The following is a 22,485-nucleotide window of genomic DNA, read 5'->3' on the forward strand; positions in this document are numbered from 1 at the left end:
GGCTTCGCTGGGGGTCGATGTCGGGGTGGCTACAGGAGGGTCCGGCTTCGCTGGGGGTCGATGTCGGCGCGGACACAGGTGGGTCCGGCTTCGCTGGAGGTCGATGTCGGCGCGGACACAGGTGTGTCCGGCTTCGCTGGGGGTCGAGGGTGGCGTCAAGGCTGCGACAGACGAGCCAACGTCAGCGATACCCGTACTTGCCGACCGCGTCCGCGACCTCCTGGGCCGAGGGCCGCGCGGCGGGGTCGGGGTCCATGCAGCGCTCGAAGAGGAGCGCGAGCCCGCCCTGGAGGCCTTCGACGCGGCGAAGGCCCGAGGGGCGCGGCAGGGTTTGGCCCTGCATGCCGACGAAGATCGGCGGGACGTTGAAGGGGCGCTTGCCCGTGAGGATCTCGTAGGCGATGACGCCGAGGCTGAAGACGTCCGAGTGCGCCTTCCAGTGGCGTGAGCCCTGCGCGAGCTCCGGGCCCATGTAGGTCGGGGTGCCGACGAGGATGCCCGTGCGCGTGACCTCCGAGGGCGGCGGCGGCGCGATGCTGCGGCGCGTGGACGGCGGCGCGTCGAGGTCGCGAGGCCGCTCGGAGACGGGCGGGCGCTCCTGGACCTCGCCCGTGAGCGTGGAGATGCCGAAGTCGACGAGCTTGACCTGCGCGTGGCCCTCGGCGTCCTCGGCGACCATGACGTTGCCCGGCTTGAGGTCGCGGTGGATGACGCCCTGCGCGTGCACGGCGGCGAGCCCCGCAGCCATCTGGCGGAGCACCGAGCAGGACCACGCGACGTCGCGGTAGCGCTCTTTGCAGCGATGGAGCGGCTTGCCCTTGCAGAGCTCCATGACGAGGTAGAGCAGGCCCTCGGGCGTGACGTCGACGTCGGCGATCGAGGCGAGGTTCGGGTGATCGAGGCGGGAGAGGATCTGCGCCTCGCGCACGAAGCGCGCCATCGCGACCTTGTCGCTGCGGCTCGTGAGGACCTTCATCGCGAAGCGGCGCGTGTCGCGGACGCGCTCGACCTCGTAGACGACGCCCATCGCGCCCTGGCCGAGCTCCTCGATGACGCGGTAGCGCTCGGCGATGAGGGCGCCGACCTCGAAGCTCGGCGTGGCGGTGACGAGCTCGTCCTCGTCGACGTCGACGTCGGTGCGGAGCGAGGAGAGGAGGCTCGAGGTGTGCTGCTGGATCTTGCGGCGGAGCTCCTCGTTCAGGACCTCGACCTCGGTCTTCTTGGCCTCGATGGTGCGGATCTTCTGCTGCACGTCGCGGCGCATCTGGTCGAGGCCCCGCGCGAGGTCCGCGAACTCGCTCTTCTCGTCGACGGGGATCGGGGTCTTGATGTCGCCCGACGCGAGGCGCGCAGCCGCTTCGAGGAGCACGGCCTGCTCGGCGATGCGCTTCTGGTGGAGCGAGCTCTCGAGCTCGGCACGGACGGCGCGCGTGGAGACGATGTTGATGGAGAGCTTTTCGCCGAGGGCGTTGAGGAGCGAGAGGTCGGCGTCGTCGAAGTGCCGGCGCGACTCGTCGGCTTCGAGGTAGAGGACGCCGAGGAGCTCGTCGCGCACGAGGAGCGGCGCGGCCATGGCGCTGCGGCGCGTGCCCTCGATCTGCTTCCACACGCGCGCCTCGCGGCGGAGGCGGACCTGCTCGACGAGGTCGTCGAGGTTCGAGGAGAAGCCGGCGATGACCGAGGCGAGCGGGATCTCCACGCCGCCAGCCTCGCGGCCCGCCGCGATTTCGAGGTCGGCCCCCTCGACCGCGCCGCCCTCGCGGGTGACGAAGAGGAGCGCCGCGCGCGCACCGAGGAGGCGGATGATCTCGTCGAGCCCGACGCGCGCCTGGCCGCCGCGATCGAGGACCTGCGCGGAGGCAAGGCTGAGCTCGAGGACCCGCGAGGAGCGGCCCATGCGCTCGTGCACCTCGACGAACCGACGCGCGAGGATGAGGCCGAGCGCGAGGGTGAAGGCGAACATGCCGGCGTGCCCGAGCGAGACGTGGTCGCGCGGGACGAGGCCGATCGCCTTGAGCACGTCGTGCGAGGCGGCCGCGGCGGCCAGGAGGAAGCCACCCGTGAAGATGCGCGCGTCGAGGTTGCCGCGCGTCGCGTGGAGGACCGCGCGGGCCGTCATGAAGAGGATCGTGATGAGCAGGAGGATCTGAAACGGCAGGAGCGTGCGCAGCACGGGGACGAGCCCGAGCGCGACGACGAGGGCCGAGCCGACGAAGTACGCGCCGTGCACCCACGAAAAGCCGCGGAGCAAGCGGAAGCGGCCGGGCCCGAAGACGTGCTCGAAGTACGCGGCGAAGAAGATCGGCGTGAGGTAGAGGCTCGCGAGCTCGACGTGGACCCAGAAGAGCGGCGCGTCGAGGAGGAGGCCGCGGATGGGCGCGGCCGCGGGGAGGTAGATCCCGAGCGAGAGCGCGAGCAGGCCGTAGGCGAGGTTCGATTTGTCGCGACGCTCGGAGAGGAAGAGGCCGAGGACGAAGAGGCCCGCCGACACGAGGAGGATGCCCATCGCGAGCGCGGGGAGATCGGCGCGGACGGCGTCGAGCGCGATGTCGGCGCGCGGGCCGATCAGCGCCTCGCCGTAGGGTCCGATGTTGACGTGATCGGAGTGGATGCGGAGCGCGAGGGTCTTGCCCGCGAAGCTCGATCCGAGCGGGATGAAGTGCGGCTCGTAGCCCTGGAAGCGGAGCGCGCCGTCGCCCTCGAACGCGCCGAACCGGTAGACGAGCGCGCCGTCGAGGTACGCCTCGACGATCTGATCGACGCCGCCGAGGTAGAGGACGGGTTCGCGATCGACGTGGCCCACGAGGCGCGTGCGCATCCAGAGGAAGCGCTCGCCGCCGCGGCCCTCGGGCGTGGCCTTCGGCGGCAAGGCGCGCCATCCGTCGGCCGCCGCGGGCGTGGCCCAGACGAGCGCGCCCGTGGGATCACGTGGTGAGTCGCCCCAGCGGTACTCCCACGTGCCCTGGTAGGCGTGGGCATGCGCCTCCTCGACGGCGGCGGGCAGAGGTACGTCCGCGCGCGTGATCGGCGTGGCCGAGAGCATCACGAGGGCGAGAGCTCCGGCGAACACGGTGCGCCGGCGCGGCAAACGAAGCATCGCTTGGTCTTGGTCCAGGGGTCCTTCGGGCAAGCCGTGAGAATATCAGAGGTGGAGAGCAGGCGAACTCACCGCGCGCTCGCCTTCTTGTTCGCCTCACCGACGGCCTTGCCCGCGATGCGCGCGCGGGCCGCGTGCACGAGCGGCTCGGCCGGCGTCAACGCATCGACGAGGTCGCCCGCACGGAGCGCCGCCTCCTCGGCCCGCTTCCACGCGGCCGAGGCGCCGATCGTGTTCGGCCCGCTCCGCTGCGCGAGTGCGAGCGCGGACGCGAGGTCCCGCCCGACACGCTCGATGCGCTGGAGCTCGACGCGCCCCGCCCCGGAGAGTTTGGCGGCCGCATACATTGCCCGCACGATGCCGATGAGGTCGCGCACGGCCGCCGCGGGAAAGGGTTCCTCACGCCCAGAGATCACCTGAACGAATGTATCGGATTCGTGTCGAAATGGCGAGCGGGCGCGTTTTCAGGGTCACCGCAAGGAGCCGGTGACCTCTTCGACGGCGCGGCGGAGGGCGTCCGAGAGGACGATGTCGCGGACGGCGGCAATGTCGCGATAGAGCGGGCGGTCCTCGTCGAGCGTGGGGGAGACGGCGCGGACGGCCGCGTGCGCCCGCTCGACGGCGGCCGAGGAGCGGAGCGGGCGGCGCTGATCGATGCCCTGGGCGGCCGTGAGGATCTCGATCGCGAGCGAGGTGCGGACGTTCTCGATGACCTGCGCGAGCTTGCGGGCGCTGACGCTGCCCATGCTGACGTGATCCTCGCGGCCGGCGCTCGAAGGGATCGAGTCGACGCTGGCGGGGTGGCAGAGGACCTTGTTCTCGCTGACGAGCGAGGCGCTCGCGACCTGCGCGATCATGAAGCCGGAGTGCAGGCCGCTCTGCGGCGCGAGGAACGGGGTGAGGCCGCTCGAGAGCGCGGGGTTGACGAGCTGCTCGACGCGGCGCTCGCTGATGTTCGCGAGCTCGGCCGCAGCCATCGCCGCGAGGTCGAGCGCGAGCGCGAGCGGCTGGCCGTGGAAGTTGCCGCCGGAGAGGAGGTCGGCGCCGCCGTCGTCGCGGAGGAAGACGGTGGGGTTGTCGGTGACGCTGTTGATCTCGCGCGTGAGGACGTCGGCGGCCCAGCCGAGGGCGTCGCGCGAGGCGCCGTGGACCTGCGGCATGCAGCGGAGCGAGTAGGCGTCCTGCACGCGCGGGCAGTCCGCATGGCTCTGCATGATCTCGCTGTCGTCGAGCATCGCGCGGAGGTTCGCGGCGCAAGCGGCCTGGCCCGGGTGCGGGCGGACGGCCATGAGGCGCTCGTCGAAGGGACGCTTGGAGCCCTTGTTCGCTTCGAGGCTCATCGCGCCGGCGACGTCCGCGATCGTGCAGAGCGCGAGCGCGTCGCGCACGGCGAGCGCGCCGAGGGCGGCCATGTACTGCGTGCCGTTGATGAGCGCGAGTCCCTCCTTCGCCGCGAGGACGACGGGGCGGAGCTCGGCGCGCGCGAGGGCCTCGGCGCTCGTCATGCGCGTGCCGCGGAAGGAGGCCTCGCCCTCGCCCATGAGCGTGAGCGCGAGGTGCGCGAGCGGCGCGAGGTCGCCCGAGGCGCCGACCGATCCTTGCGAGGGGATGCGCGGCGCGACGCCGGCGTTGAGCATGGCGAGGAGCAGATCGACGACCTCGGCGCGCACGCCGGAGTACCCGAGCGCGACGACCTGCGCGCGCAAGACCATCATGGCGCGGACCTCGGGCTCGCCGAGATCCGGGCCGACGCCGCACGCGTGGCTGCGCACGAGGTTCTTCTGCAAGGCGATGACGTCACGCTCGGCGATGCGCGTCTCGGCGAGCGCGCCGAAGCCCGTGTTGATGCCGTAGACGGCAGGCGCGGCGTCCCCAGCCTCGGCGATGGCGTCGACGGCGCGGCGCGAGGCGACGATGCGGGCGCGGGCCTCGGGACAGAGGGCGACGGGGCGGCCGCGGCGGCTCACGTCCTCGAGATCGGCGAGGGTGATCGGGCGGCCGACGAGAAGAGGCTCCTTGGGGTGCACGGGCGCCACGTTAGTACATCCCGCGCCGCATGCCTGCGCGTGGGCGCACGACGCGGGAGAACGGGCGAAAGCGGCTTTGACGGTCGGGGGCGATCGCCTAAGCTCCCGCCCCATGCAAAGCCTACGATTGTCTTTCGCGGCGCTCGTGCTCGGGCTGGTCGCGTGTGCCGGCTCCGCAGCCGAGGGGCCGGGCTCGCCCGAGCCCGGCGCGATCCAGTCCGCTCCGAACGAGGCGCCTCCGGCAGCCGCGGAAGGCCCGATCACCTGCGGCCTGCCCGCGCCCGTGGTGAGCGAGGACCCGTGTACGAAGGACGCCGAGTGCGCGCCCGCGGAGCCTTGCCATGCGCACGCCTGCGTCGCCGTCGCCAAGGCGAAGCCGCGCACGCCCGACACCGTCTGCTCCACGATGCTCGACTGCAAGAGCGTCGACGCGAACCCCTGCGTGTGTCACGAGGGCCATTGCGCCCTCGTGCCGAAGCCCAACTGATCCACGAAACCTCATGCGGTACTTCGTCAAATTCCCTTCCGGTCGCGAGGTCCCCGTCGATCTGACCGTGCTGCCCTCGGGCGAGATCCGCGTTGAGGTCGAGGGCCGCTCCTTGGCCATCGACGCCTACGACCATCAGGGCGCCATGCACCTCGACATCGGCGGCCGCTCGGTCGAGCTCTGGATGGAGGGCACGCCGCCCGAGGTCGGCGTCGTCACGTCCTCGAAGCGGTTTTACGCGCGCGTCGAGAACGAACGGATGCGCGCGCTCTCGGGCGTGCAGGGCGGCAAGAGCGGCGGCGGCGAGGGGCTCATCACGTCGCCGATGCCGGGCCGCGTGCTCAAGGTGCTCGTGGCCGAGGGCGACGAGGTTCACGCGGGGCGGCCGCTCGTCGTGGTCGAAGCGATGAAGATGGAGAACGAGCTCTCGTCCACGCGCGACGGTCGCGTGAAGAAGGTCTACGTGACCGCTGGCGCGACCGTCGAGGGGGGTGCCAAGCTCGTCGAGATCGAATGACTCTTCGAAAGCGCCTCCCGCTCGCCCACCTGCCGACCCCCCTTCAGCGCCCGCGGAGGCTCGCCGCCGCGACGGGCATCGACCTCTGGGTCAAACGCGACGACATGACGGGCGGCGCCGAGGCGGGCAACAAGATCCGCAAGCTCGAGTTCCTGCTCGGCGAGGCCCTCTCGCTCGAGTGCGACACGGTGATCACCTGCGGGGGCCTGCAATCGAACCACGCCCGCGCCACGGCGCTCGCGGCCGCCTCGCTCGGCCTGCGGGCGGTGCTCTTTTTGAGGACGAACGATCCGTCGCTCGCTCCTCCGCTCGAAGGCAACGTGCTGATCGACCACCTCGCCGGCGCGGAGATCCGGCTCATCACGCCCGAGCAGTACCGGGATCGCGAGCGCATCCTGGACAAGGCGGCCGAGGAGCTGCGGGCCGAGGGGCAGAAGCCGTACGTGATCCCCGAGGGAGGATCGAACGGGCTCGGCGCGCTCGGGTACGTCGAGGCGATGGGCGAGGTGCGGCGGCAGCTCGATCTCGGACTCGGCGGGGGCAAGCCGTTCGACGCGGTCGTGGTCGCGTGTGGATCGGGCGGTACGGCGGCGGGCGCAGCGCTCGGCGCGGCGTTCCACGGCGTCGCGAGTGAGGTCGTGGCCGTGGCGGTCTGCGACGACGCGCCCACGTTCCAGGCGCGGATCGAAGGCATCGTCCGCGAGGCGCGCTCGCTCGACCCGCGGCTGCCGGAGCCCGCGCGGGTCACCGTGAACGACGCCCACAAGGGCCCCGCCTACGCGGTGAGCACGCCCGAGCAGCGCCGGCTCATCGCGAGCGTGGCGGGTTTGTCCGGGATGGTGCTCGACCCGGTCTACACCGGCAAGGCGTTCTCGGCGCTGATGGACCTCGCGGGCGCGGGTGGTCCGCTCGCCGGCAAGCGGGTCCTGTTCGTGCACACGGGCGGGCTGCCGGGGCTTTTGGCGCAAGGGGCGACGTTCCAGGACGCGCTCGGCCTGGACTGACCCCAACGAAGAGAGGCGAACCGATGCTACCGCGTGTCCTCGAACCCGAGGTCATGGACACCCCCGAGGAGGCCCGTGACTACGACGCCATGGACCACGCCGCGGTGAACCGCGCGTTCTGCGAGGACATGCTCGCGGTCCTGCCGAAGCCCGAGCGCGCGCTCGACGTCGGCACGGGCACGGCGCGGATCCCGATCGAGCTTTGCACGCGCGCGCCGGGCGTCACGGTCGTGGCCCTCGACCTCGCCGAGCACATGCTCGCGCTCGCACGGGAGAACATCGAGCGCGCGGGGCTCGCCTCCCGCGTCACCGTCGCGAAGATCGACGCGAAGGCCCTGCCCTACCCCGACGGGTCCTTCAGCGCCGTCATGTCGAACTCGATCGTCCACCACATCCCCGAGCCCGCCGAGGTCCTCGCCGAGATGTGGCGCGTGACCGCCCGCGGCGGCCTGCTCTTCGTGCGCGACCTCCACCGGCCCGAGACGGAAGCCGAGATCGATCGCCTCGTCACGCTCCACGGCGGCGAGCGGCCGGCCGATCCGGCCGCGGTGCCTTCGTTCGAGCACCAACGATCGCTCTTCCGCGCCTCACTCGCCGCGGCGCTCACCGTGTCGGAGATCGTCGCGTTCGTGGCGTCGCTCGGGATCCCCGCGTCGGCCGTGCGGATGACGAGCGATCGGCACTGGACGCTCTCCGCCGTCAAACCCTGACGTCGAAGAGCGCCCCGCGCGCGTGGATTTCTCAGGGGTGGATGTTCACCACGGTGCCCTCGCCCGTGGATTCGCTCGCCTGCACGCCGTGCCAGTCGGTGGGCAGCGGCGGATCGGTCCACATGAAGACGCGGCGCGCGTCGATCGGCGAGAGGTTGATGCAGCCGTGGCTGCGAGGCTTGCCGTACTCGTCGTGCCACGGCGCCGCGTGGAGCGCGTAGCCCGCCTCGAAGTACTGCACCCACGGCACGTCGCGCAGCTCGAACTTGTTGCCGACCTCGTGCGAGTCCATCGTGGTCGTGACGTGCTTCTCGCGGATCTTGAAGGTGCCGCGCACGGTCGAGTACGTCTTCTTGGGATCCCCGAGCCCATCGCGGCCCGTCGCCACCGCCGTCGCGTAGACCGGCTTCGTGCCCTCGTACAGGATGAGGATCTGGCTCAGGATCGAGATGTCGATCCACTTCTTCGTCTTCGCCGCGAAGCTCGGCAGCTCCGAAGGTTTGACCGCGATCGCGACGTCGCTGTCCTTGATCCACGTCCCGTCCTTGGCCTCGACGAGGCGCGTCTCGCCGATGCGCGTGCTCTTGCCCGTGAGCTGGATCGGCGTGTGGAACGCGAGCTTGCCTGCCTTCTCGAGCGAGCGCTTGCTCGTGTCGTATTTGTACGCGTCGGTGACGCGCACGAACGCGAGCGGCAGCTCCCAGCCCTTCTTCATGTCGACGCCGTGGAACGTCGAGCCACGCGCGGGCTTGAGCTTCGAAGTCGGCACGAGGCGCGCGTCCGTGGTCATCGCGAAGCGTCGATCGCCATCGCCCACGAACGTGCCGATGAGCGCGAGCCCCGCGTGCCGCGCGACGCGGTTCGTGATGATCGCGTAGTCGGGGACCTTGAACGTCGAGATGTTCGGGATCTTGCGGCCGCCCTGGAAGAACCAGGGGATCGCGTCGTTCCCGTCGCCGCCGTAGAGCTCCTGATCCGGAAGATCCGGCGGCTCGCTCGGCGGCTCGCCGATCGCATTGCCCTCCGCGTCGAGCGGCACGTCGTTCGCGCCGACCTCGATCTCGTCCCACTTCTTCTGCAGGCGCTTGTAGCTGCGCAGGTGCTCCTTGAGCCGCATCTCGTACTGGAACTGCTCGGCCTTCGTCGCGGGCCGGTAGTAGTTCGGCGCGATGGCTCGTACGAACGCGTACGGATACGGCATCGGCTTCGAGAGGTCCGGCCGACGCGTGAGCGCCCGCAAGATCGGGTGCTTCATGTCGATCGACGCGCTGGCCTCGGCGCAGATGTATCCAGCCGGAAGGACCCGGTAGTACCCGCCCTGGCAGTCATCGAACGCGGCCGGCTTCTCGCCGCGCACCGCGGTCGCGCCCGCGCGCAGGTAGCCGATCTTCGGCGACCTTCGATCGGGCTTCAGGTAAATCGGCGCCGCCATCTCCACGGCGCCGATGCGGGGGCCGCCCTCCTTGGGGACCGTTGCCGGATCAGCCGCGACCTGCTCCGCAGGCGCGGACAAGCTGACGATGCCCTCGGGGGAGCCCTTGCCCTTGCACCCGGCGAGCGCGAGCGCACCGAGCGCCAGGAGAGAGAGCGGCTTGCGTGCGTCCATGGGGCCCGGATGCCGGATGTCGGACGAGAGGGCCAAGTTTTGAGGCCAAGCCCGAGGAAAGACGGCCCGAGCGGTCCCCGCGCGACAAGGACGCTCGAAGAGCTTGCGCAGGGGCAAACTTCTCGCTAGGTTGCTGGCCCCCGCGTCGAACACGCGGCGTGCGCCACTAGCTCAGCTGGATAGAGCGTCGGCCTCCGGAGCCGAAGGCCAGAGGTTCGAATCCTCTGTGGCGCGCAGCGAAATCATTGAGGATTTCGGTCCCTCCTCCTCCTGCGTGGGGAGATGGCTGGGGAGATGAAGTCCGAGGACGGTCCCTGCCGCGGCCTCCGCTAGAGCGCTCGCGGCGAGGTGGGCGTACTTCTCCGTCACGTCGATCGAGAGGTGGCCGAGGAGTTCCCGAACCTCCGGGAGGGTCCACCGTCGACCCCACCAACCGGACACGAGCGCGCTCGCGCAGGTGTGCCGGAGGTCGTGCCATCGGCACGCGCGCCGGTCGTGTCGTCTCTCCGGACGCTCGAGGCCGAGGCGATGCTTCAACGCCTTCCAGCCGCGCGGCGGCTTCTTGTCCCGCTGGCGGTTGCCTCGCGGCGTCGGGAAGACGAGGCCGCGGGGGTTGTCGGGTGCGTACCTGGGAAGCACGCGCAGCCAGACACGCATGGCCCAGAGCGAGAGGCCGAAGAGCGGGACGATCCGCGTTCGGTTGCTCTTGACGTTGTTCACGATGCAACGCGGCTCCGAGTCGTCGAGGAACACGAGTCGAAGCTCCAGATCCCATTGTTCGGACTGACGAACGCCGCTACCCGCCGCGAAGCAGGCCATCAGCGCGGCCGGGTCCTCGGTCGCGTGCGCGTACTCGACGAGACGCCGAAGCTCGGGCCGATCGAGGTAGGACCACCCCTGCCGCGGGTCGATGGTCGGTAACTCGAGCTCCTTGACCGGCGACTCCTTCACGTACTCATCCGCGACGGCCGAGCGGAAGATTTTCCCGAGCATGTTGACGCAGTGCTTAACCGTCTGCGCCGATAGGCGCCGCGGTCGCCGTCGGTCCGCCGTCCTCTTGCTGATGAGCTCGTCGACCCACGCTCGGACGTCGCGCGTGCGCACCGTGCGAAGCGGCTGATCGGCGAAACTCGCTGAGAGCAGGTGCACCTTGAAGCGGCTTCGGTCCGTCTTGATGTTCTTGGTTCCGCGCTTCTCGCGCCGGTCGAGCCACTTCGCTCCGTACGATCGAAGCGTCGGATCATCCGGATCGCCCTCCTCCTCGCGGAGCTTCGCCAGGCCGCGCAGCACGCTCTGCGCGTCCTCCTCGCGGCGGCAGTTCGCGACGTCCTGATACTTCCCGGCCACGCGGACGCGCGCCCGCACAGAGCCCGAGGACCGAACCTCAACGGCGCCGAGGCCGTAGTTCTTCGACCCCTGCCCGGGGCGGTTCTTCTTCTCGTTGGTCTTGCGCTTCGTGTCTTCCATGGCTCCCCCGACATCAGCATCGAATCCAGCCGAGTCCTAGCCCCGTCTCGGCCCATCGGTTTGCCAGGACGTCATGCAGAGCGCGACGACGCGCGAGCGCGCTACCGTCCTCCTCGTTCATCCTGTCCGCATCCGCAGCCGCCTCGGCCTCGATCGCCTCAACGACACATTGATCGAGCGCCTGCCGCGCGAGCTCGACGCCGGCACCTCCCGCGCACGCGCCGAGGATCACACGCGCGAGCCAGCCCGCGGCGGCCTCAGCCTCGCCCTCGACAACCCGCCGCAGCGCGCACTGGCGATCACGTGCATCGCGCGGCTCTGCCTCGAGCAGCTTGCGCCCGCTCGCGGCCCATCCCTCGCCGTGGATCCGCGCGCGCAGAAAGACCCACGCCCAGACGCCCGGCCAGGCTTCCGCCTCGACCACGCTGCCCGCCATCATGGTCTCACCGAGGACACCGACCACGCGCAGCGCATCCGAGCCGAGCGCCGGCCACGTCCGGACGATGCCGCCCACGTACTCGAGCGCGTGCCGCACGGCGAGGAAGCGCGGATCGGTCATGCGCGTCTGCTGTCTCGTGTCAACGGGCATCATGCCCTCGCCCTCCCCGCGGACGCGTCCACCGGATCCCGTGCTCGTTGGCCAGCCGCCGCGCCCTCGCGACGTCGAGATCGGTTGCCTCGTCCGCGCGCCTTCGAGGCCGGCGCGTCGGCTCCATGTATTCGCGCAGCGCCACCGCGCACGCGTGCAGCACCTCGCCCGCGTCCTCGCCGCGCAGCTCCTCCCCCAGGTGATCGAGCAGATCCCCGACCCGCCGGCCGCGCGCACGGTCCGGGTGGTCCGGTCGCTCGTGCTCCCCCTGCTCCTTATTGCTTGTCCGCTGCATGGGGTTTTCCTCGTCGTCCTGGACAGATCGCTAGACGCAGCACCGCGTATCGGCGAACCGATCCGCCGGCCGCGCCCTCGTTTGTCTTACCTCGTGAATACCTGTCCGCCCGGTCGCTAGGTTTGGCCGGTACGCCGGGTTTTCCGAATGCACGCCGGTTTGCCTGGCTGGTGAATCAGCCTCGATTGCCTGGCACCCGTGCAGCAACGTCCCGACAACGTGCAGCGAAGTTGCACGGCGGCGACGGATTCGTCAAGAGCCCTTCGATGATTTCCCCATTGCGCCAACCGCCGAGCGACACCAGGGTCCTATCGTGAAAGGTCGCGAATCGGGGGCGTCCCTGAAAGATCGTGTCCGTACCGCATGGGAAGACCTCCCACCAGTCGGCCCCCGTCAACAGCCGCCGAGTTTTCGCACGCTCGAAGAGAAGCACGGGCTACCCTCGGGCATCTTTTCCCGGGTTATCAGCGGCAAGACTGCCACCCTGACTCAACGCAACGCGGAACGCATGGCGCAAGCCTTGAACGTCCCGCTTTCCTGGCTGCTCACGGGCGAAACTGAGGCACCGGCGCCACGCTCGCGCTCCCCGGAGGCCGCCCGCAACCTCGCGATCGAATGGGCGCGATGGGAGCAGATCGACGAGCGCGCTATCCAGATGGTGCAGGTAATGCCCCTCTATCCATACAGTCCGCGCGCGTGGCTTTGCATGATCGAGCTCTGCCAGGCAAACCTCCGTCTCGGGCAAGGCCCACAACAGCCGCCCGATATCGGTACGCCCGGCGCTTGACGACAACGCTGCACGCGTGCATCCTCGCTGCACGTCGGCAGCCGCGATCCTGCATTTCGCGCCCGGCCCCGCTTCGTTGCCTTCCACGCTGACCAGCGGTCGGAATATTCGCGCGGCGATTGCTTTTCATGCCGCCGCGTAACGCTTGGCACACGAATCCCGATGAACTCTTCACTCGCGCTTCGTTATGCGCGCCGCGGATGGCCCGTCTTTCCGGTTGCATGGCCCATAATGAGCCCGCACGGGCGGCACTGCGCCTGTTACCGCGGGCCACGCTGCGACCGGGCCGCGAAGCATCCATGGGCGCCGCTCGTCCCTCATGGCCTGCGGGACGCTTCGACCGACGCGCAGATCATCGGCCACTGGTGGTGGCGCGCTCCACTCGCGAGCGTCGGGCTTGTCCTCGGGGAGCTCGCGGGCGTCTGGGTCCTCGATGTCGACGCTGGGGCGGGAGGGCCGGACACCCTCGCCGACCTCGAGCACGAGCACGGTCCCCTCCCCGCGACGCTCCGCGCGGAGACGGGGGGCGGGGGCTTTCACCTCTTCTTCCTCTGGCCAGGCCGGCGCGTGGTGCCGCGCGCGCATGCGCTCGGGCCCGGCGTCGATGTGCGCGGGGATGGGTCCTACGTCGTCGCCCCGCCGTCGCTGCATGCGAGCGGGCGGCGGTATCGATGGGCCGAGCCGCTGCTTCCGCTGCGCATGGCCCCGCCGTGGCTCGGTGAGCGGGTGATGGTCCCCCCTGCCCCGCCGTCGGAGCCGCCGCGCTCGGAGCTTCGGCCGCTCGCGCGGGCCTCCTTGCACGAGCGGGCCCGGGCCTACCTGCGAGCGCTCCCCCCGGCCATCAGCGGGCAGGGTGGCCACGCCGCGACGTTCCGGGCCGCGCTCGCGCTCGTCCGAGGGTTCGGGCTCGATCCCCGGGCGGCCCTCGAGCTCCTGGAGGCGGAGTACAACCCCCGATGCCAGCCCCGGTGGGATCGCCGCGCCCTGCTGCACAAGGTCGAGAGCGCGGCAGCCGCCCGGACGCCGCCCGGTTACCTCCTCGGGGGGCGTCGAGGATGACGGCCACGATGCCGAACGGCACGCCCGGATGGAAGGACCGGCTCGCCCTCACTTCCTCGGGGGGTATCAAGCCGACATACGGGAATCTGTGCCTCATCCTACGGAACGTGTACGGGTTGCGGCTCGCCTACAACGAGATGCGCGCGGCGCCGTGCATTGACGGCCGCCTCTTTGGGGATGGCGACCTCGGGCGCCTCCGGGAAGACATCGAACGCCGGTTCGCGGTTGGCTTCTCAGCGGAAAACCTCGGGATGGGCGTCCGCCAGATAGCCGAAGAGCGGACCTTCCATCCGGTCCGGCAATACCTCGACGGCCTGCGCTGGGATGGGGAACTCCGGATCGCGCGGCTTCTGCCGGAGGTGTTCGGCCAGGCCGAGACGATCCTCCATCAGGCCTACCTCGTCCGGTGGTTCGTCGGGTGCGTCGCCAGGGCCATTCGGCCGGGGTGCAAGCTCGACACCGCGCTCGTCCTCGTTGGCGAGCAAGGCGAGCGCAAGAGTACGTTTTTCGAAATCTTAGGCGGCGAGTGGTTCGTGGATACCGCCGTTGACATCTCGACGCGTCAAGGACTGCTCCAGGTCGCTGCGGCCTGGATCTATGAGTGGGGCGAGCTCGAACGGGTCACGAGCAAAAAAGCGGTGTCAGAGGTCAAGGCCTTTCTTTCCTCCCGAAAAGACGTTTTCGTCCCGCCCTACGGTCGGGGTGTCGTCGAGCACGCGCGGACCACGGTCATCGTGGGGAGCACGAACGAAAACCACTTTTTGAACGATTGGACCGGCTCCCGCCGGTTCTGGGTGCTCCCCGTCCATCGGCGCCTGAATTGGCGTGTCCTCGAGCAGTGGCGGGACCAGCTATGGGCGGAGGCCGCAGAATGGTATCTGTCCGACCACCCTTGGTGGCTCGACGACGAGGAGGAGGAAGCCCGAAAGGCGGAAGCCGCGGACTATGCCACCGAAGACTCTTGGCAGCCATTGATCGCGAAGTGGCTCGATGAGTTCTTTCTGAAGCCGCGGGACCCCAAGCGCGACCCGAGCGACGCGCTAACCACCGCCCGGATCCTCTCCTCCGCGCTGAACATCGAGCCCGCGAAGCACGACATGATGAGCCAACAGCGAATAGGACGGATCATGCGCGCTCTTGGGTACGTATCGATCACCCATTGGCACGGCGAATGTCGGGACAGCCGAAAGAGCTTCCGGATGTGGAAGCGCCAGGCGACAGCCGGTGAGGCCGCGCCATCCACCGACGAGTAGGTCAACATGTTCCGGAAAGCGCGATTCGAACGGTAGCCCGGCGAGATCCGACCGCGACGCTTGCGGGCCGCGGCCCCCCGCCCAATGTCAAGGTATGGACACGGGGAGGGATGATGCTGACGCTCACGCGGCTGTGCGGACTGCTGTTTCTGGGTATGCTTTCGTTTGCCGGCTGTGCCGGGTTTGCGGAGGATCCGCCGACCGACATCGGGAGCGACGACAGCGCGGACGATTCCGCGGAGGCCCCGGAGGATCTCCAGGGGCAGGTTGGGCGCGGGCGCGCCTGCCTTTCCAATCGGGATTGCCGCGGCCCGAACTTCGTCTGCTCCACCTCGCGCGGCGATTGCCACCCGCCTCCGGGCTGCAATCCTCGGCGCGAGATCTGCCCGGCGATCTGCTACGGCGTGTGCGAGTCCGCCCGGCCTCCGCGCCCGCCCGGGGGCGAGCTCTGCGGCCGTGTGACGTGTCCCCACGGGACGACGTGCTGCAATCCGCTCATGAGCATCTGCACCCCGCCCGGCCGGGCGTGCATCCTTTGAGAGGGTGTTCCACAAGGAGTTTCGCCTGGCCAGTCTGGTCATGGGGAACTCTGGCGCATGGCCATCCATGAGCGCCCGAATAGCTCGCGAATGTGGAAGCGACGGGAGACAGCCGCCGAGGTCACGCCACACGCCAAGGAATTGCCCAGACCAACTCAGAACGAAGCCCCCGCGGAGGAACCCCGCGGGGGCTTTTTCGTTTTTCTCGTGCTACGTGAGGCCTCGGTGGTGTGTCGGCAGGGGGTGCCGTCACCGGGGGGCCGGGCTCAATCTGCCTATACCCCCCCAGAACCCGCCGACACCGCCGACACCGCCGACACCCCCTCGGATCTGGCTCGATTGTTGGACCGCGGGATGGGTCGGCGGGCGGCACCGTGGCCAACCTGGGGCACCGTTGCGGCCTGGAGCTCCGCGAGCAGGTCCCGCTCGTAGAGCCCTGCCAATCCCCGGCCCTCCCGCCTCTCCACGAGCGCCGCTAGTTCCTGCTCCGCCCTGCGCCACTGCTCGGCGGGCGGCGCGTGCGCGATACGCTTTGCGACGCTGAGCGGCGCGCGCAGCTCGTCGATGAGCCGGCCGATCACGGGGTGCACGTTCGCGATTCGGCGGAACGAGCACCGCGCCGCGCGCTTCAACTGGAGAACTTCGCGCAGGAGCTCGTCCGGCGTCCGCGCGACCTTGCAGGCGACCGAAAACCAGCGGGTTTTCACATCGGGAAGCGGCATATGGGGGCCAACGTATCCCGCGTCAGGATACAGGCAACCCGAGATACATAAAAAAGCGCCCGTTCCATCGAATGCCAACCTCCTCCCCGCGCTCACGGCGCAGCAGGGACGCGGGAGGAAACGCAGTAAATGGCAACCATGGCGATGCCGGCCGTCGGGCCGGCGCAGTTGGCGCTCGTGAAGAACCAAGCCGAGATGGCCCAGGTTCGACGCGAGGCCAACGCGATCAAGAAGGAAAACGAAGCGCTCAAGGCCGACCTCGCGGTGATCTCGCGCGGCGTGCGTGACCGGGTGGGCTCGGGCCTCTCCTCGGCGATCACGGCGGGCGCGGCATTCGGTGCGGGCGTAGCCGATGGCTATCTGGAGGCGAAGGGCTCCGACAAGGTGGGCCCCTTCAAGCTCGTTTCCGTGGCGGGCCTCGGCCTCGCGCTCGCGGGCGTGTGGCTCGACGATCCCGACTTCGCCGAGGGCGCGTCAGCGCTCGCGCGCGGCCTCGCCGCGGGTCCGCTCTATGTCTCCGGCCGGGACAATGGACGCAAGATGGCGCAGCGCGGGCAGACCGCGCAGCCGACGCAGCCCGGGCTCGCCACAACGGCGCCGGCTCGGGTCTAGCCCATGTCCGGCCGCGCCCAGCCGGACTTTTCCGGCGCCTCGGAGCTCGCCGAGTCGTTCACCCGCTTCGCCGACAAGATCATGGCGCGGCAAAACGACACGCTCGCGCAGATCTCCGGGACGCTCTTGACCTATGACAGCATGGTCAAGGGTTTGGCCGGGACCATCGGCGAGCAGGCCGCGACGATCAAGGCGCAGGGGGCCGAGATCGCAGGGCTTCAGCGCTCCGACCTCGAGCGGGCAAAGTTCGTCGCCGAGATCGAGCTCAAGCGCGAAGAGATGGCGTGCCGCGAACGGAGAAGCGCGGCGATCATCGGCACGCTTCGCGAGGTGGGGGGCTCGGTCGTGCAGCAGGTCGTCGCGGGGCGAATGCTCGCCGCGGCGACGCCTGCGGCCCAACCGTCGGCGGCCATCGCGCGCCCCGAGCACGGGCGGCCCATTGCGGCGGTGCTCGCGGACATCTGGGCGCGGCTGTCCGACGAAACGATCGAACGACTGCAACAGGAAGCCGGCATCGAATTGGTGCACGAGCTTCTTACCGAAGTTTCTGGGGCGATGCCCCAGGGGGAAGAAAAGACGAGCTGATGGATATCCTGGACGAGCTGACCGAGGGGACCAAGCGGATCAAGATGAAGCTGACGAAGAAGGTGCCCGCGCCCCTTCGGAAGCCTGCGGCGCCGGTCAATCCGGTCGTCGATCGGTCGATCGGCGCGTTCCTCGGGGCCATGGCGCAGAAGTCCGCGGAGGAGAACGCGCGCCCGAACAAGGCGTACAGCCTGATTCCCTCCGATCCGACCGCGGTCATCAACTCGGGCGCGACGGCCACGGCAACCTTCACGCTGCCCGACGACGCTTACCTGGTGTACTGGTCCGCGGTCGACGCGGACGCGACGAACTTTCTTTTGACGTCGCTCAAAGTGGCGGGCTATGACGTCGTGGGCGGCTCGCCGATCAACCTCGCGAGCTTCCTCGCGAACGTCAATCGCTGCGATCGCCCGGGCCCCCTGACGGGCCGCGTGTTCCAGAGCGGCACGACCGTGGAGGCCACGGTCCGCAACATCCAGTCCACGCCGCAGCTCTTCCACGGGCTGACGGTCTGGTGCATCTCGACCGACTGCCAGAGCACGCAGAAGGGCCGCCCGGCGCCGTCGGTGCTCTCGTTCGCCTCGATGGCGCGCTCCATCAAGGGCCTCGGCTCGCGCATTCGCAAGTAGGGCCCGCGATGCTGAATCCGCGGGTGCCGATGACGGCACGAGAGTCCTTGTTCGTCGCGCGGGCGCTCGTGCTCGCGGCGCCCGATCCGGGCGCGCCGAGCGCGGCATTGCGCTACGAGCGGGATACACGGCGCCGGGATCGGCGCCTGCGGGCTCCGGACCAATGGCAGCGCCCGGAGCAGACCGACGCGCAGGGGCGCGGCGATTGCGAGGATCTGATGATCCGCTACGCCGCGTTCCTCGCGCGACGCCGCCCGATCCTACTCTGCATCGTGCGGACGGGCGCGCGAATGTGGCATTACTATCTCCGAGAGATTGACGGGACAATCCTGGATCCATCGGTGCGGCACGGCATGCCGGCGATGCGGCCGAGCGAATACGAGGGCGAGGGGTTTCAAGTGCGAATCGATCCCACGATGTTCGAGATGGGCGAGGAGGGCGCGGGCCCGGTCAAAGCCGACGACGCGATCCGCGGCTTCAATACCGCGAGTCAGGTTACCGCGGTCGCAGCGACCGGGCTTGCCACGGTCTACCCGCCGGCCGGAGCCGTGGCGGGGGTCCTCTCGGCCGCGCTCGGCCTCGTGGGCGGTGCAATCGAGCAGGCCAAGCAAGATGCGCTCGCCAAGGCCCGCGCGCGCCGCGCGCAGGGCAAGAAGCCGCGCAAGGCCGCGCGACCGGAGAAGGTGATCACGGCGAAGGTGCTGCGGGCGCCTCCCTCGCGGATCCGGCTCGCGGCGGTCGCTCGAGGGATGCAACCGGTCGACGACGCGGCGATCAAGCGCGCGCAGGACGCGATGATCGTGGTCGGTGCGGCCCAGGCCGGCGAGGTTCGCGCGAGCGCAGCGGTTCAGGCAGCCATGCGGACGCCCGTGGTGGGGACGGGGGGCGAGGTCAACGAAGCCGCGCTGGCCGTGCGGCTCGCCCTGGCCCACACGGCGCTCGCTGCGCCGCCCGTGGATCCGGACGTGGCTGCGGCCTTCGCCGAGAACCCCGACGCAAAGGCGGATGACGTGCTCGATGCCGACGACCTGGACGAGGACGAGGAGGGATCGGGAGCGTGCTGCGAGGCGTGCGCCCACGGCAAGAGCTGCGAGGGCGGGACGTGCAGCGCGCACGGTGCCGAGGACGACGACGGCGGCGCCGAAGGCGACGACGGCGGCGCCGAGGACGACGACGACGACGACGACGACGAGGACGGGGGCTGCGGCGTGTGTGCGCTCGCGGCTGGGGACGACGAGGACGACGAGGACGACATGGACGACGGCGGCGCCGAGGATGACGACGACTTCGAGGACGAGGACGGCGGCGCCGAGGACGACGAGGACGACGAGGACGAGGACGAGGACGGCGGCGCCGAGGATGACGACGACTTCGAGGACGACGAGGACGAGGACGAGGACGAGGACGGCGGCGCCGAGGATGACGACGACTTCGAGGACGAGGACGAGGACGGCGGCGCCGAGGATGACGACGACTTCGAGGACGAGGACGGCGGCGCCGAGGATGACGACGACGAGTTCGAGGAGGACGGCGGCGCCGAGGACGACGAGGACGACGAGGACGACGAGGACGAGGACGAATAACCGTGTGGTCCATCGCCGGACGCGGCACGGATCGCGGGAATCGGGTCAAGCTCCTTGACGTCTGCGAGCCCGTCCTGCTCACGGGCAACGTTATCGGGGCGGACCGCGTCTTTCCAGCGACCGGGCGGCACCTGCACTTGGTCTATTGCATCGACGGCGGGAAGGTTCGGCCGGGAATCGCAGGCCTCGGAGGGGACGCAACGGATCCAGCGTTCGAGGTGGAATTCGACATCACGGGCCCGAACCATCTGAATTGGCCCGGCACCGTGTACCTCACGGACGGCGATCCCACGATAACCTACCAGGTGGAAACGTCGGTGCTTCGGTGCGCGCCTCAATTCGCGTGGCACCCGCTCACGACGAGGCAGTTAAACCTAGAAATACCGGTCCGTATTCCGAAGCATCACAGCAGAATGAGCGCCGCCCGCGGGGCCGCCTACACGCTCGCGGGGACAACGGGCACACTCGATCACGTGCCGATCCCGTGCGCGGGTGACGATCTGATCGTGTTCTCGGGCGCGGGCACAACGTTTTTTACGGAGTGGTGGGGATGATTGACGTGATCTTGCAGCTCGGGGCGCTCAGCGCTCCGGCTGCACGCGAGCTCATGATCGCGCTCCGCGAGCGGCTGCGCCGCGGCGGGCGCGAGTTCTGGCGCTCGCGAGCGTACGCGCTCGGCACGGATACGCCCGGCCCGCTGACGCACGAATGGGCGCGCTACGGGGGCGCGCGGCCGGAGCTCCGCGGAGCGCCGCGGAATTCCATCCTGGCCGTCAAGGGGCTCGAGAAGATGACGCCGGCCTTTCGCGCGCGGCTGCTCGACCTCTGCGAAGCGCTCGGCATTCCGGTGGACTCGATGGCGGCCATCATGTCGAGCGAGAGCGGCTTCGACCCCAAGGCCCTAAACCCTCTGCCGGCGGCGGGGCTGATCCAATTGACGGTCGGGGCGCACCTCCCCGGGTTCGGCACAAAGGAGGCGATCCTGGCCGTGCTGAACATGAGCCCGGAGCAGCAGCTCGAGGCGATCGTTGCGCCGCTCTACGCGCGAATGCCGCGCGCGAAGCGTGCGACGCCGGGCCACCTCTACATGATGAACTTTCTACCCGACGAGGCCGGAAAGCCGGAGGAGCACCAGGTCGGGATCCTCGGCGAGACGAAGCCCGACGGGAAGCCGACGTTCCGGGCGAAGGTCTACGAGCACAACACCGGGTTCGACCAGGCGAAAAAGGGATTCATCACGGTTGGCGACGTCTACGCAATGGCCGCGGCGAAGGTCCGCGGGGCGCGTGGCCGGCGGATGACCGTGGACGGGACGATCCTCGAGCCCAGCGGCGCCGTTGTGCCGGCGCCATCGTCGGCCCCACCTCAGGCTCCGCCGCCCCCGAAGCCGATGGAGGCCCCGGCGGCCCCGAGCCCGGAGGCCTCGCCGGCCTCCTATGCACAAGGGGACGCCGTGCTTTTCCGGAACTTCGACGACTGGATCCCGGCCCGAATCGTGGCTGTCGATCGGGATTCCTTCGGGGCAAGCTACGCCGTCGAGCACGAGGCGAGCACGCGGCTACCGGCGGGGACGGCATATCAGGTACGCGCCGAGCGCCTGCGGCCTCGCCAGGCCTCGACGGCAGCGCCGAGCCCTGCGCCCGCGGCGCAGGCTCCGGCCTCGGGCCGACGCGCAGGACGAGGGACGCCGGCCGATCCGATCGCATGGGAGGCTGATGTCGGCGGCCTGCTCGTCGCGCTCGCCGAGCAGGACCGCGTCGAGCTCCCGGCCTGGGTGCCCGTGCAGCTCGGGGATCTCGTGGTCGAGGTCTCGGCCGACGCGCTGCGCGCGCAGGTGGCCTACCTCGACGAACGCGGGAAGCTCGTGGAGGCCGCGCTCCGCGTCCCGTGCTCGTACGCCGACCAGATCACCCTCGCGAGACGTCTCGGCGCGATCTCGCCCTGGCCGGCGCTCTGGGATGCCACGTTCCGCGCGGCGCGGCTGAAGGTCGTACCCGAGCCGCTGCCGGCCGGTCCGCGCATGGCCTCGCTTGGCTACTCCGTGCGGCACAACCGCAACCTCGAGAAGTACAACCCCGCGCCGGGCGTCCTCATCCGCGACGTGGGCAAAGGCTGGGTCCTCAGCCCGCGGCTCGATGTGCTCGGCGCGGTGAACTACGGGTGGATCCAGCCAAACGGCAGGGCCATCCAGACGGAGGGCGCACGGCATAACCCCGCGCACGTCGACTATTCGCAGCTCCCCGTGTTCGTCCGCCGGTATGCGCGCGACAGCAAGGGCGGGACGATCGATCTCCTCGAATACCTGCAAGGCCAGGGCATCGCGAAGAGGTGGCTGGATGTCTACCGGTAAGCCACGGCGGAAGCGCGCACAGCGGCTCAACGCCGACGAGGGCGCGGGCGCCTCGGCGGAAGCGCATGCCCGCGTCGCGGAGCTCGCCGCGCGCTGGCAGAAGGTGAAAGCCTGGGGCGCGGCCGAGAAGCTACGCCACACGCGCGAGACACAGGCCGACCTCGAAAGGTTTTTCGCGACGTGGGAGAAGGACCCCGACCCCTCCCAGGTCGTGGGCGTGACGGCCGACGTGCGGCGCCTCGAGCTCGAGGCCGAGGACTACGACAAGCGCCGCGCCGTGGCCCAGCCCTACGAAGCCCGGCCCATCGGCACCACGTTCGACATCGAGCGTGGGAGCGTGTCGCTCGAGGCCGCCACGGCAATCAACGACGGCGCGCGCGTGGTCGGCTCGATTGCAAAGGATATCGCCAAGGAAACGGCGGAGCTCGTCGAGGACACGGCCACGGTGATCCCGTGGTGGGTATGGGCGGGGCTCGGCGTGGGCGTGGTTTACGTCGGATGGCTCGGGAAACGAGCCGTGGACAAGGCAGCAGCGGCGGCCGCCGTGGCCGCGGCATAACGACGAAC

22 protein-coding genes and 1 tRNA gene are annotated in these 22,485 nt (G+C 69.8%); 16 read left to right on the top strand and 7 right to left on the bottom strand.

The genetic code is table 11. The features are described from left to right. Positions 1-181 precede the first annotated feature (181 nt). From QHF85_RS11190 to hutH, 3 genes are all read right to left on the bottom strand, one after another. Positions 182-3,097, bottom strand: a complete 2,916-nt coding sequence (locus QHF85_RS11190; RefSeq protein WP_281327115.1) for a protein kinase — start codon at positions 3,095-3,097, stop codon at positions 182-184. A 68-nt stretch (positions 3,098-3,165) separates the two neighbouring features. After that, complete coding sequence (locus tag QHF85_RS11195; RefSeq protein ID WP_281327116.1) at positions 3,166-3,513, bottom strand: hypothetical protein; 348 nt, start codon at positions 3,511-3,513, stop codon at positions 3,166-3,168. Between the two features lie 54 nt (positions 3,514-3,567). Next, a complete protein-coding gene (gene hutH, locus QHF85_RS11200; protein WP_281327117.1) occupies positions 3,568-5,124 on the bottom strand; it encodes a histidine ammonia-lyase in 1,557 nt (518 codons plus the stop codon). 112 nt (positions 5,125-5,236) lie between these two features. Between hutH and QHF85_RS11205 the strand changes: the two genes are divergently transcribed. The 4 genes from QHF85_RS11205 to QHF85_RS11220 are packed head-to-tail and all read left to right on the top strand — an operon-like array spanning position 5,237 to position 7,842. Then, positions 5,237-5,611 carry a hypothetical protein gene (locus QHF85_RS11205; protein WP_281327118.1) on the top strand — a complete coding sequence of 125 codons (375 nt, stop codon included), beginning with the start codon at positions 5,237-5,239 and terminating at the stop codon, positions 5,609-5,611. A 13-nt stretch (positions 5,612-5,624) separates the two neighbouring features. Then, a complete protein-coding gene (locus QHF85_RS11210; RefSeq protein ID WP_281327119.1) occupies positions 5,625-6,128 on the top strand; it encodes an acetyl-CoA carboxylase biotin carboxyl carrier protein subunit in 504 nt (167 codons plus the stop codon). Beyond that, on the top strand, positions 6,125-7,132 hold the full coding sequence (locus tag QHF85_RS11215; protein ID WP_281327120.1) for a pyridoxal-phosphate dependent enzyme: 1,008 nt from the start codon (positions 6,125-6,127) through the stop codon (positions 7,130-7,132). Before QHF85_RS11210 ends, QHF85_RS11215 begins: the two co-directional genes overlap by 4 nt. Positions 7,133-7,155: 23 nt before the next feature. Next, positions 7,156-7,842, top strand: coding sequence for a class I SAM-dependent methyltransferase (locus tag QHF85_RS11220; RefSeq protein WP_281327121.1), 687 nt, complete (start codon positions 7,156-7,158; stop codon positions 7,840-7,842). Positions 7,843-7,873: 31 nt separating this feature from the next. Here the strand turns inward: QHF85_RS11220 and QHF85_RS11225 are convergent, their stop codons facing one another. Continuing rightward, positions 7,874-9,448: a L,D-transpeptidase gene (locus QHF85_RS11225; RefSeq protein WP_281327122.1), complete on the bottom strand. Its 1,575-nt coding sequence runs from the start codon at positions 9,446-9,448 to the stop codon at positions 7,874-7,876. Between the two features lie 160 nt (positions 9,449-9,608). Between QHF85_RS11225 and QHF85_RS11230 the strand changes: the two genes are divergently transcribed. After that, positions 9,609-9,682 (top strand) — tRNA-Arg (locus QHF85_RS11230). A 1,246-nt stretch (positions 9,683-10,928) separates the two neighbouring features. Here the strand turns inward: QHF85_RS11230 and QHF85_RS11235 are convergent. Together QHF85_RS11235 and QHF85_RS11240 are read right to left on the bottom strand one after the other, a co-directional pair. Continuing rightward, positions 10,929-11,507: a hypothetical protein gene (locus QHF85_RS11235; RefSeq protein ID WP_281327123.1), complete on the bottom strand. Its 579-nt coding sequence runs from the start codon at positions 11,505-11,507 to the stop codon at positions 10,929-10,931. Then, positions 11,494-11,799: a hypothetical protein gene (locus QHF85_RS11240; RefSeq protein ID WP_281327124.1), complete on the bottom strand. Its 306-nt coding sequence runs from the start codon at positions 11,797-11,799 to the stop codon at positions 11,494-11,496. Before QHF85_RS11240 ends, QHF85_RS11235 begins: the two co-directional genes overlap by 14 nt. Positions 11,800-12,112: 313 nt before the next feature. On the opposite strand from QHF85_RS11240, the gene QHF85_RS11245 reads away from it, so the two are divergent. From QHF85_RS11245 to QHF85_RS11260, 4 genes are all read left to right on the top strand, one after another. After that, positions 12,113-12,586, top strand: coding sequence for a hypothetical protein (locus QHF85_RS11245; RefSeq protein ID WP_281327125.1), 474 nt, complete (start codon positions 12,113-12,115; stop codon positions 12,584-12,586). Positions 12,587-12,748: 162 nt separating this feature from the next. Next, entirely contained in the window at positions 12,749-13,645 is an 897-nt protein-coding gene (locus QHF85_RS11250) for a bifunctional DNA primase/polymerase (protein ID WP_281327126.1), read from the top strand. An 8-nt stretch (positions 13,646-13,653) separates the two neighbouring features. Continuing rightward, positions 13,654-14,898: a virulence-associated E family protein gene (locus QHF85_RS11255; RefSeq protein ID WP_281327127.1), complete on the top strand. Its 1,245-nt coding sequence runs from the start codon at positions 13,654-13,656 to the stop codon at positions 14,896-14,898. A 155-nt stretch (positions 14,899-15,053) separates the two neighbouring features. Next, a complete protein-coding gene (locus QHF85_RS11260; protein ID WP_281327128.1) occupies positions 15,054-15,437 on the top strand; it encodes a hypothetical protein in 384 nt (127 codons plus the stop codon). A gap of 275 nt (positions 15,438-15,712) precedes the next feature. On the opposite strand, the gene QHF85_RS11265 is transcribed toward QHF85_RS11260, so the two are convergent. After that, a complete protein-coding gene (locus QHF85_RS11265; protein WP_281327129.1) occupies positions 15,713-16,159 on the bottom strand; it encodes a hypothetical protein in 447 nt (148 codons plus the stop codon). Between the two features lie 129 nt (positions 16,160-16,288). Here QHF85_RS11265 and QHF85_RS11270 point away from each other — a divergent pair, with 129 nt between their 5' ends. Genes QHF85_RS11270 through QHF85_RS11300 form a run of 7 tightly spaced genes read left to right on the top strand, consistent with a single transcriptional unit; the run spans position 16,289 to position 22,477 of the window. Then, positions 16,289-16,771, top strand: a complete 483-nt coding sequence (locus QHF85_RS11270) for a hypothetical protein (RefSeq protein WP_281327130.1) — start codon at positions 16,289-16,291, stop codon at positions 16,769-16,771. Positions 16,772-16,774: 3 nt separating this feature from the next. Beyond that, positions 16,775-17,356, top strand: coding sequence for a hypothetical protein (locus QHF85_RS11275; RefSeq protein ID WP_281327131.1), 582 nt, complete (start codon positions 16,775-16,777; stop codon positions 17,354-17,356). Continuing rightward, positions 17,356-17,985 carry a hypothetical protein gene (locus QHF85_RS11280; RefSeq protein WP_281327132.1) on the top strand — a complete coding sequence of 210 codons (630 nt, stop codon included), beginning with the start codon at positions 17,356-17,358 and terminating at the stop codon, positions 17,983-17,985. Before QHF85_RS11275 ends, QHF85_RS11280 begins: the two co-directional genes overlap by 1 nt. Before the next feature lie 8 nt (positions 17,986-17,993). Beyond that, positions 17,994-19,568 (top strand): hypothetical protein, encoded by a 1,575-nt coding sequence (locus QHF85_RS11285; RefSeq protein ID WP_281327133.1) that lies wholly within the window; start codon positions 17,994-17,996, stop codon positions 19,566-19,568. Positions 19,569-19,570: 2 nt separating this feature from the next. Beyond that, the gene (locus tag QHF85_RS11290; protein ID WP_281327134.1) at positions 19,571-20,122 is read left to right on the top strand and encodes a hypothetical protein; all 552 of its coding nucleotides are present in this window, start codon (positions 19,571-19,573) and stop codon (positions 20,120-20,122) included. After that, positions 20,119-21,918: a hypothetical protein gene (locus tag QHF85_RS11295; protein WP_281327135.1), complete on the top strand. Its 1,800-nt coding sequence runs from the start codon at positions 20,119-20,121 to the stop codon at positions 21,916-21,918. The genes QHF85_RS11290 and QHF85_RS11295 overlap by 4 nt, the downstream gene beginning before the upstream one ends. Then, positions 21,905-22,477 (top strand): hypothetical protein, encoded by a 573-nt coding sequence (locus QHF85_RS11300; RefSeq protein ID WP_281327136.1) that lies wholly within the window; start codon positions 21,905-21,907, stop codon positions 22,475-22,477. Before QHF85_RS11295 ends, QHF85_RS11300 begins: the two co-directional genes overlap by 14 nt. Positions 22,478-22,485 lie beyond the last annotated feature (8 nt).

It is taken from the genome of Polyangium sp. 6x1 (genome assembly GCF_029946515.1).
GTDB lineage: Bacteria > Myxococcota_A > Polyangia > Polyangiales > Polyangiaceae > Polyangium.

Coding starts and splice junctions, on each gene's coding strand:
- QHF85_RS11260 (WP_281327128.1), top strand. CDS start 15,054: ATGCTTTCGTTTGCCGGCTGTGCCGGGTTTGCGGAGGATCCGCCGACC.
- QHF85_RS11295 (WP_281327135.1), top strand. CDS start 20,119: ATGATTGACGTGATCTTGCAGCTCGGGGCGCTCAGCGCTCCGGCTGCA.
- QHF85_RS11270 (WP_281327130.1), top strand. CDS start 16,289: ATGGCAACCATGGCGATGCCGGCCGTCGGGCCGGCGCAGTTGGCGCTC.
- QHF85_RS11250 (WP_281327126.1), top strand. CDS start 12,749: ATGAACTCTTCACTCGCGCTTCGTTATGCGCGCCGCGGATGGCCCGTC.
- QHF85_RS11205 (WP_281327118.1), top strand. CDS start 5,237: ATGCAAAGCCTACGATTGTCTTTCGCGGCGCTCGTGCTCGGGCTGGTC.
- QHF85_RS11235 (WP_281327123.1), bottom strand. CDS start 11,507: ATGATGCCCGTTGACACGAGACAGCAGACGCGCATGACCGATCCGCGC.
- QHF85_RS11220 (WP_281327121.1), top strand. CDS start 7,156: ATGCTACCGCGTGTCCTCGAACCCGAGGTCATGGACACCCCCGAGGAG.
- QHF85_RS11280 (WP_281327132.1), top strand. CDS start 17,356: ATGGATATCCTGGACGAGCTGACCGAGGGGACCAAGCGGATCAAGATG.
- QHF85_RS11275 (WP_281327131.1), top strand. CDS start 16,775: ATGTCCGGCCGCGCCCAGCCGGACTTTTCCGGCGCCTCGGAGCTCGCC.
- QHF85_RS11300 (WP_281327136.1), top strand. CDS start 21,905: ATGTCTACCGGTAAGCCACGGCGGAAGCGCGCACAGCGGCTCAACGCC.
- QHF85_RS11190 (WP_281327115.1), bottom strand. CDS start 3,097: ATGCTTCGTTTGCCGCGCCGGCGCACCGTGTTCGCCGGAGCTCTCGCC.
- QHF85_RS11225 (WP_281327122.1), bottom strand. CDS start 9,448: ATGGACGCACGCAAGCCGCTCTCTCTCCTGGCGCTCGGTGCGCTCGCG.
- QHF85_RS11285 (WP_281327133.1), top strand. CDS start 17,994: ATGCTGAATCCGCGGGTGCCGATGACGGCACGAGAGTCCTTGTTCGTC.
- QHF85_RS11215 (WP_281327120.1), top strand. CDS start 6,125: ATGACTCTTCGAAAGCGCCTCCCGCTCGCCCACCTGCCGACCCCCCTT.
- QHF85_RS11240 (WP_281327124.1), bottom strand. CDS start 11,799: ATGCAGCGGACAAGCAATAAGGAGCAGGGGGAGCACGAGCGACCGGAC.
- QHF85_RS11265 (WP_281327129.1), bottom strand. CDS start 16,159: ATGCCGCTTCCCGATGTGAAAACCCGCTGGTTTTCGGTCGCCTGCAAG.
- QHF85_RS11210 (WP_281327119.1), top strand. CDS start 5,625: ATGCGGTACTTCGTCAAATTCCCTTCCGGTCGCGAGGTCCCCGTCGAT.
- QHF85_RS11255 (WP_281327127.1), top strand. CDS start 13,654: ATGCCGAACGGCACGCCCGGATGGAAGGACCGGCTCGCCCTCACTTCC.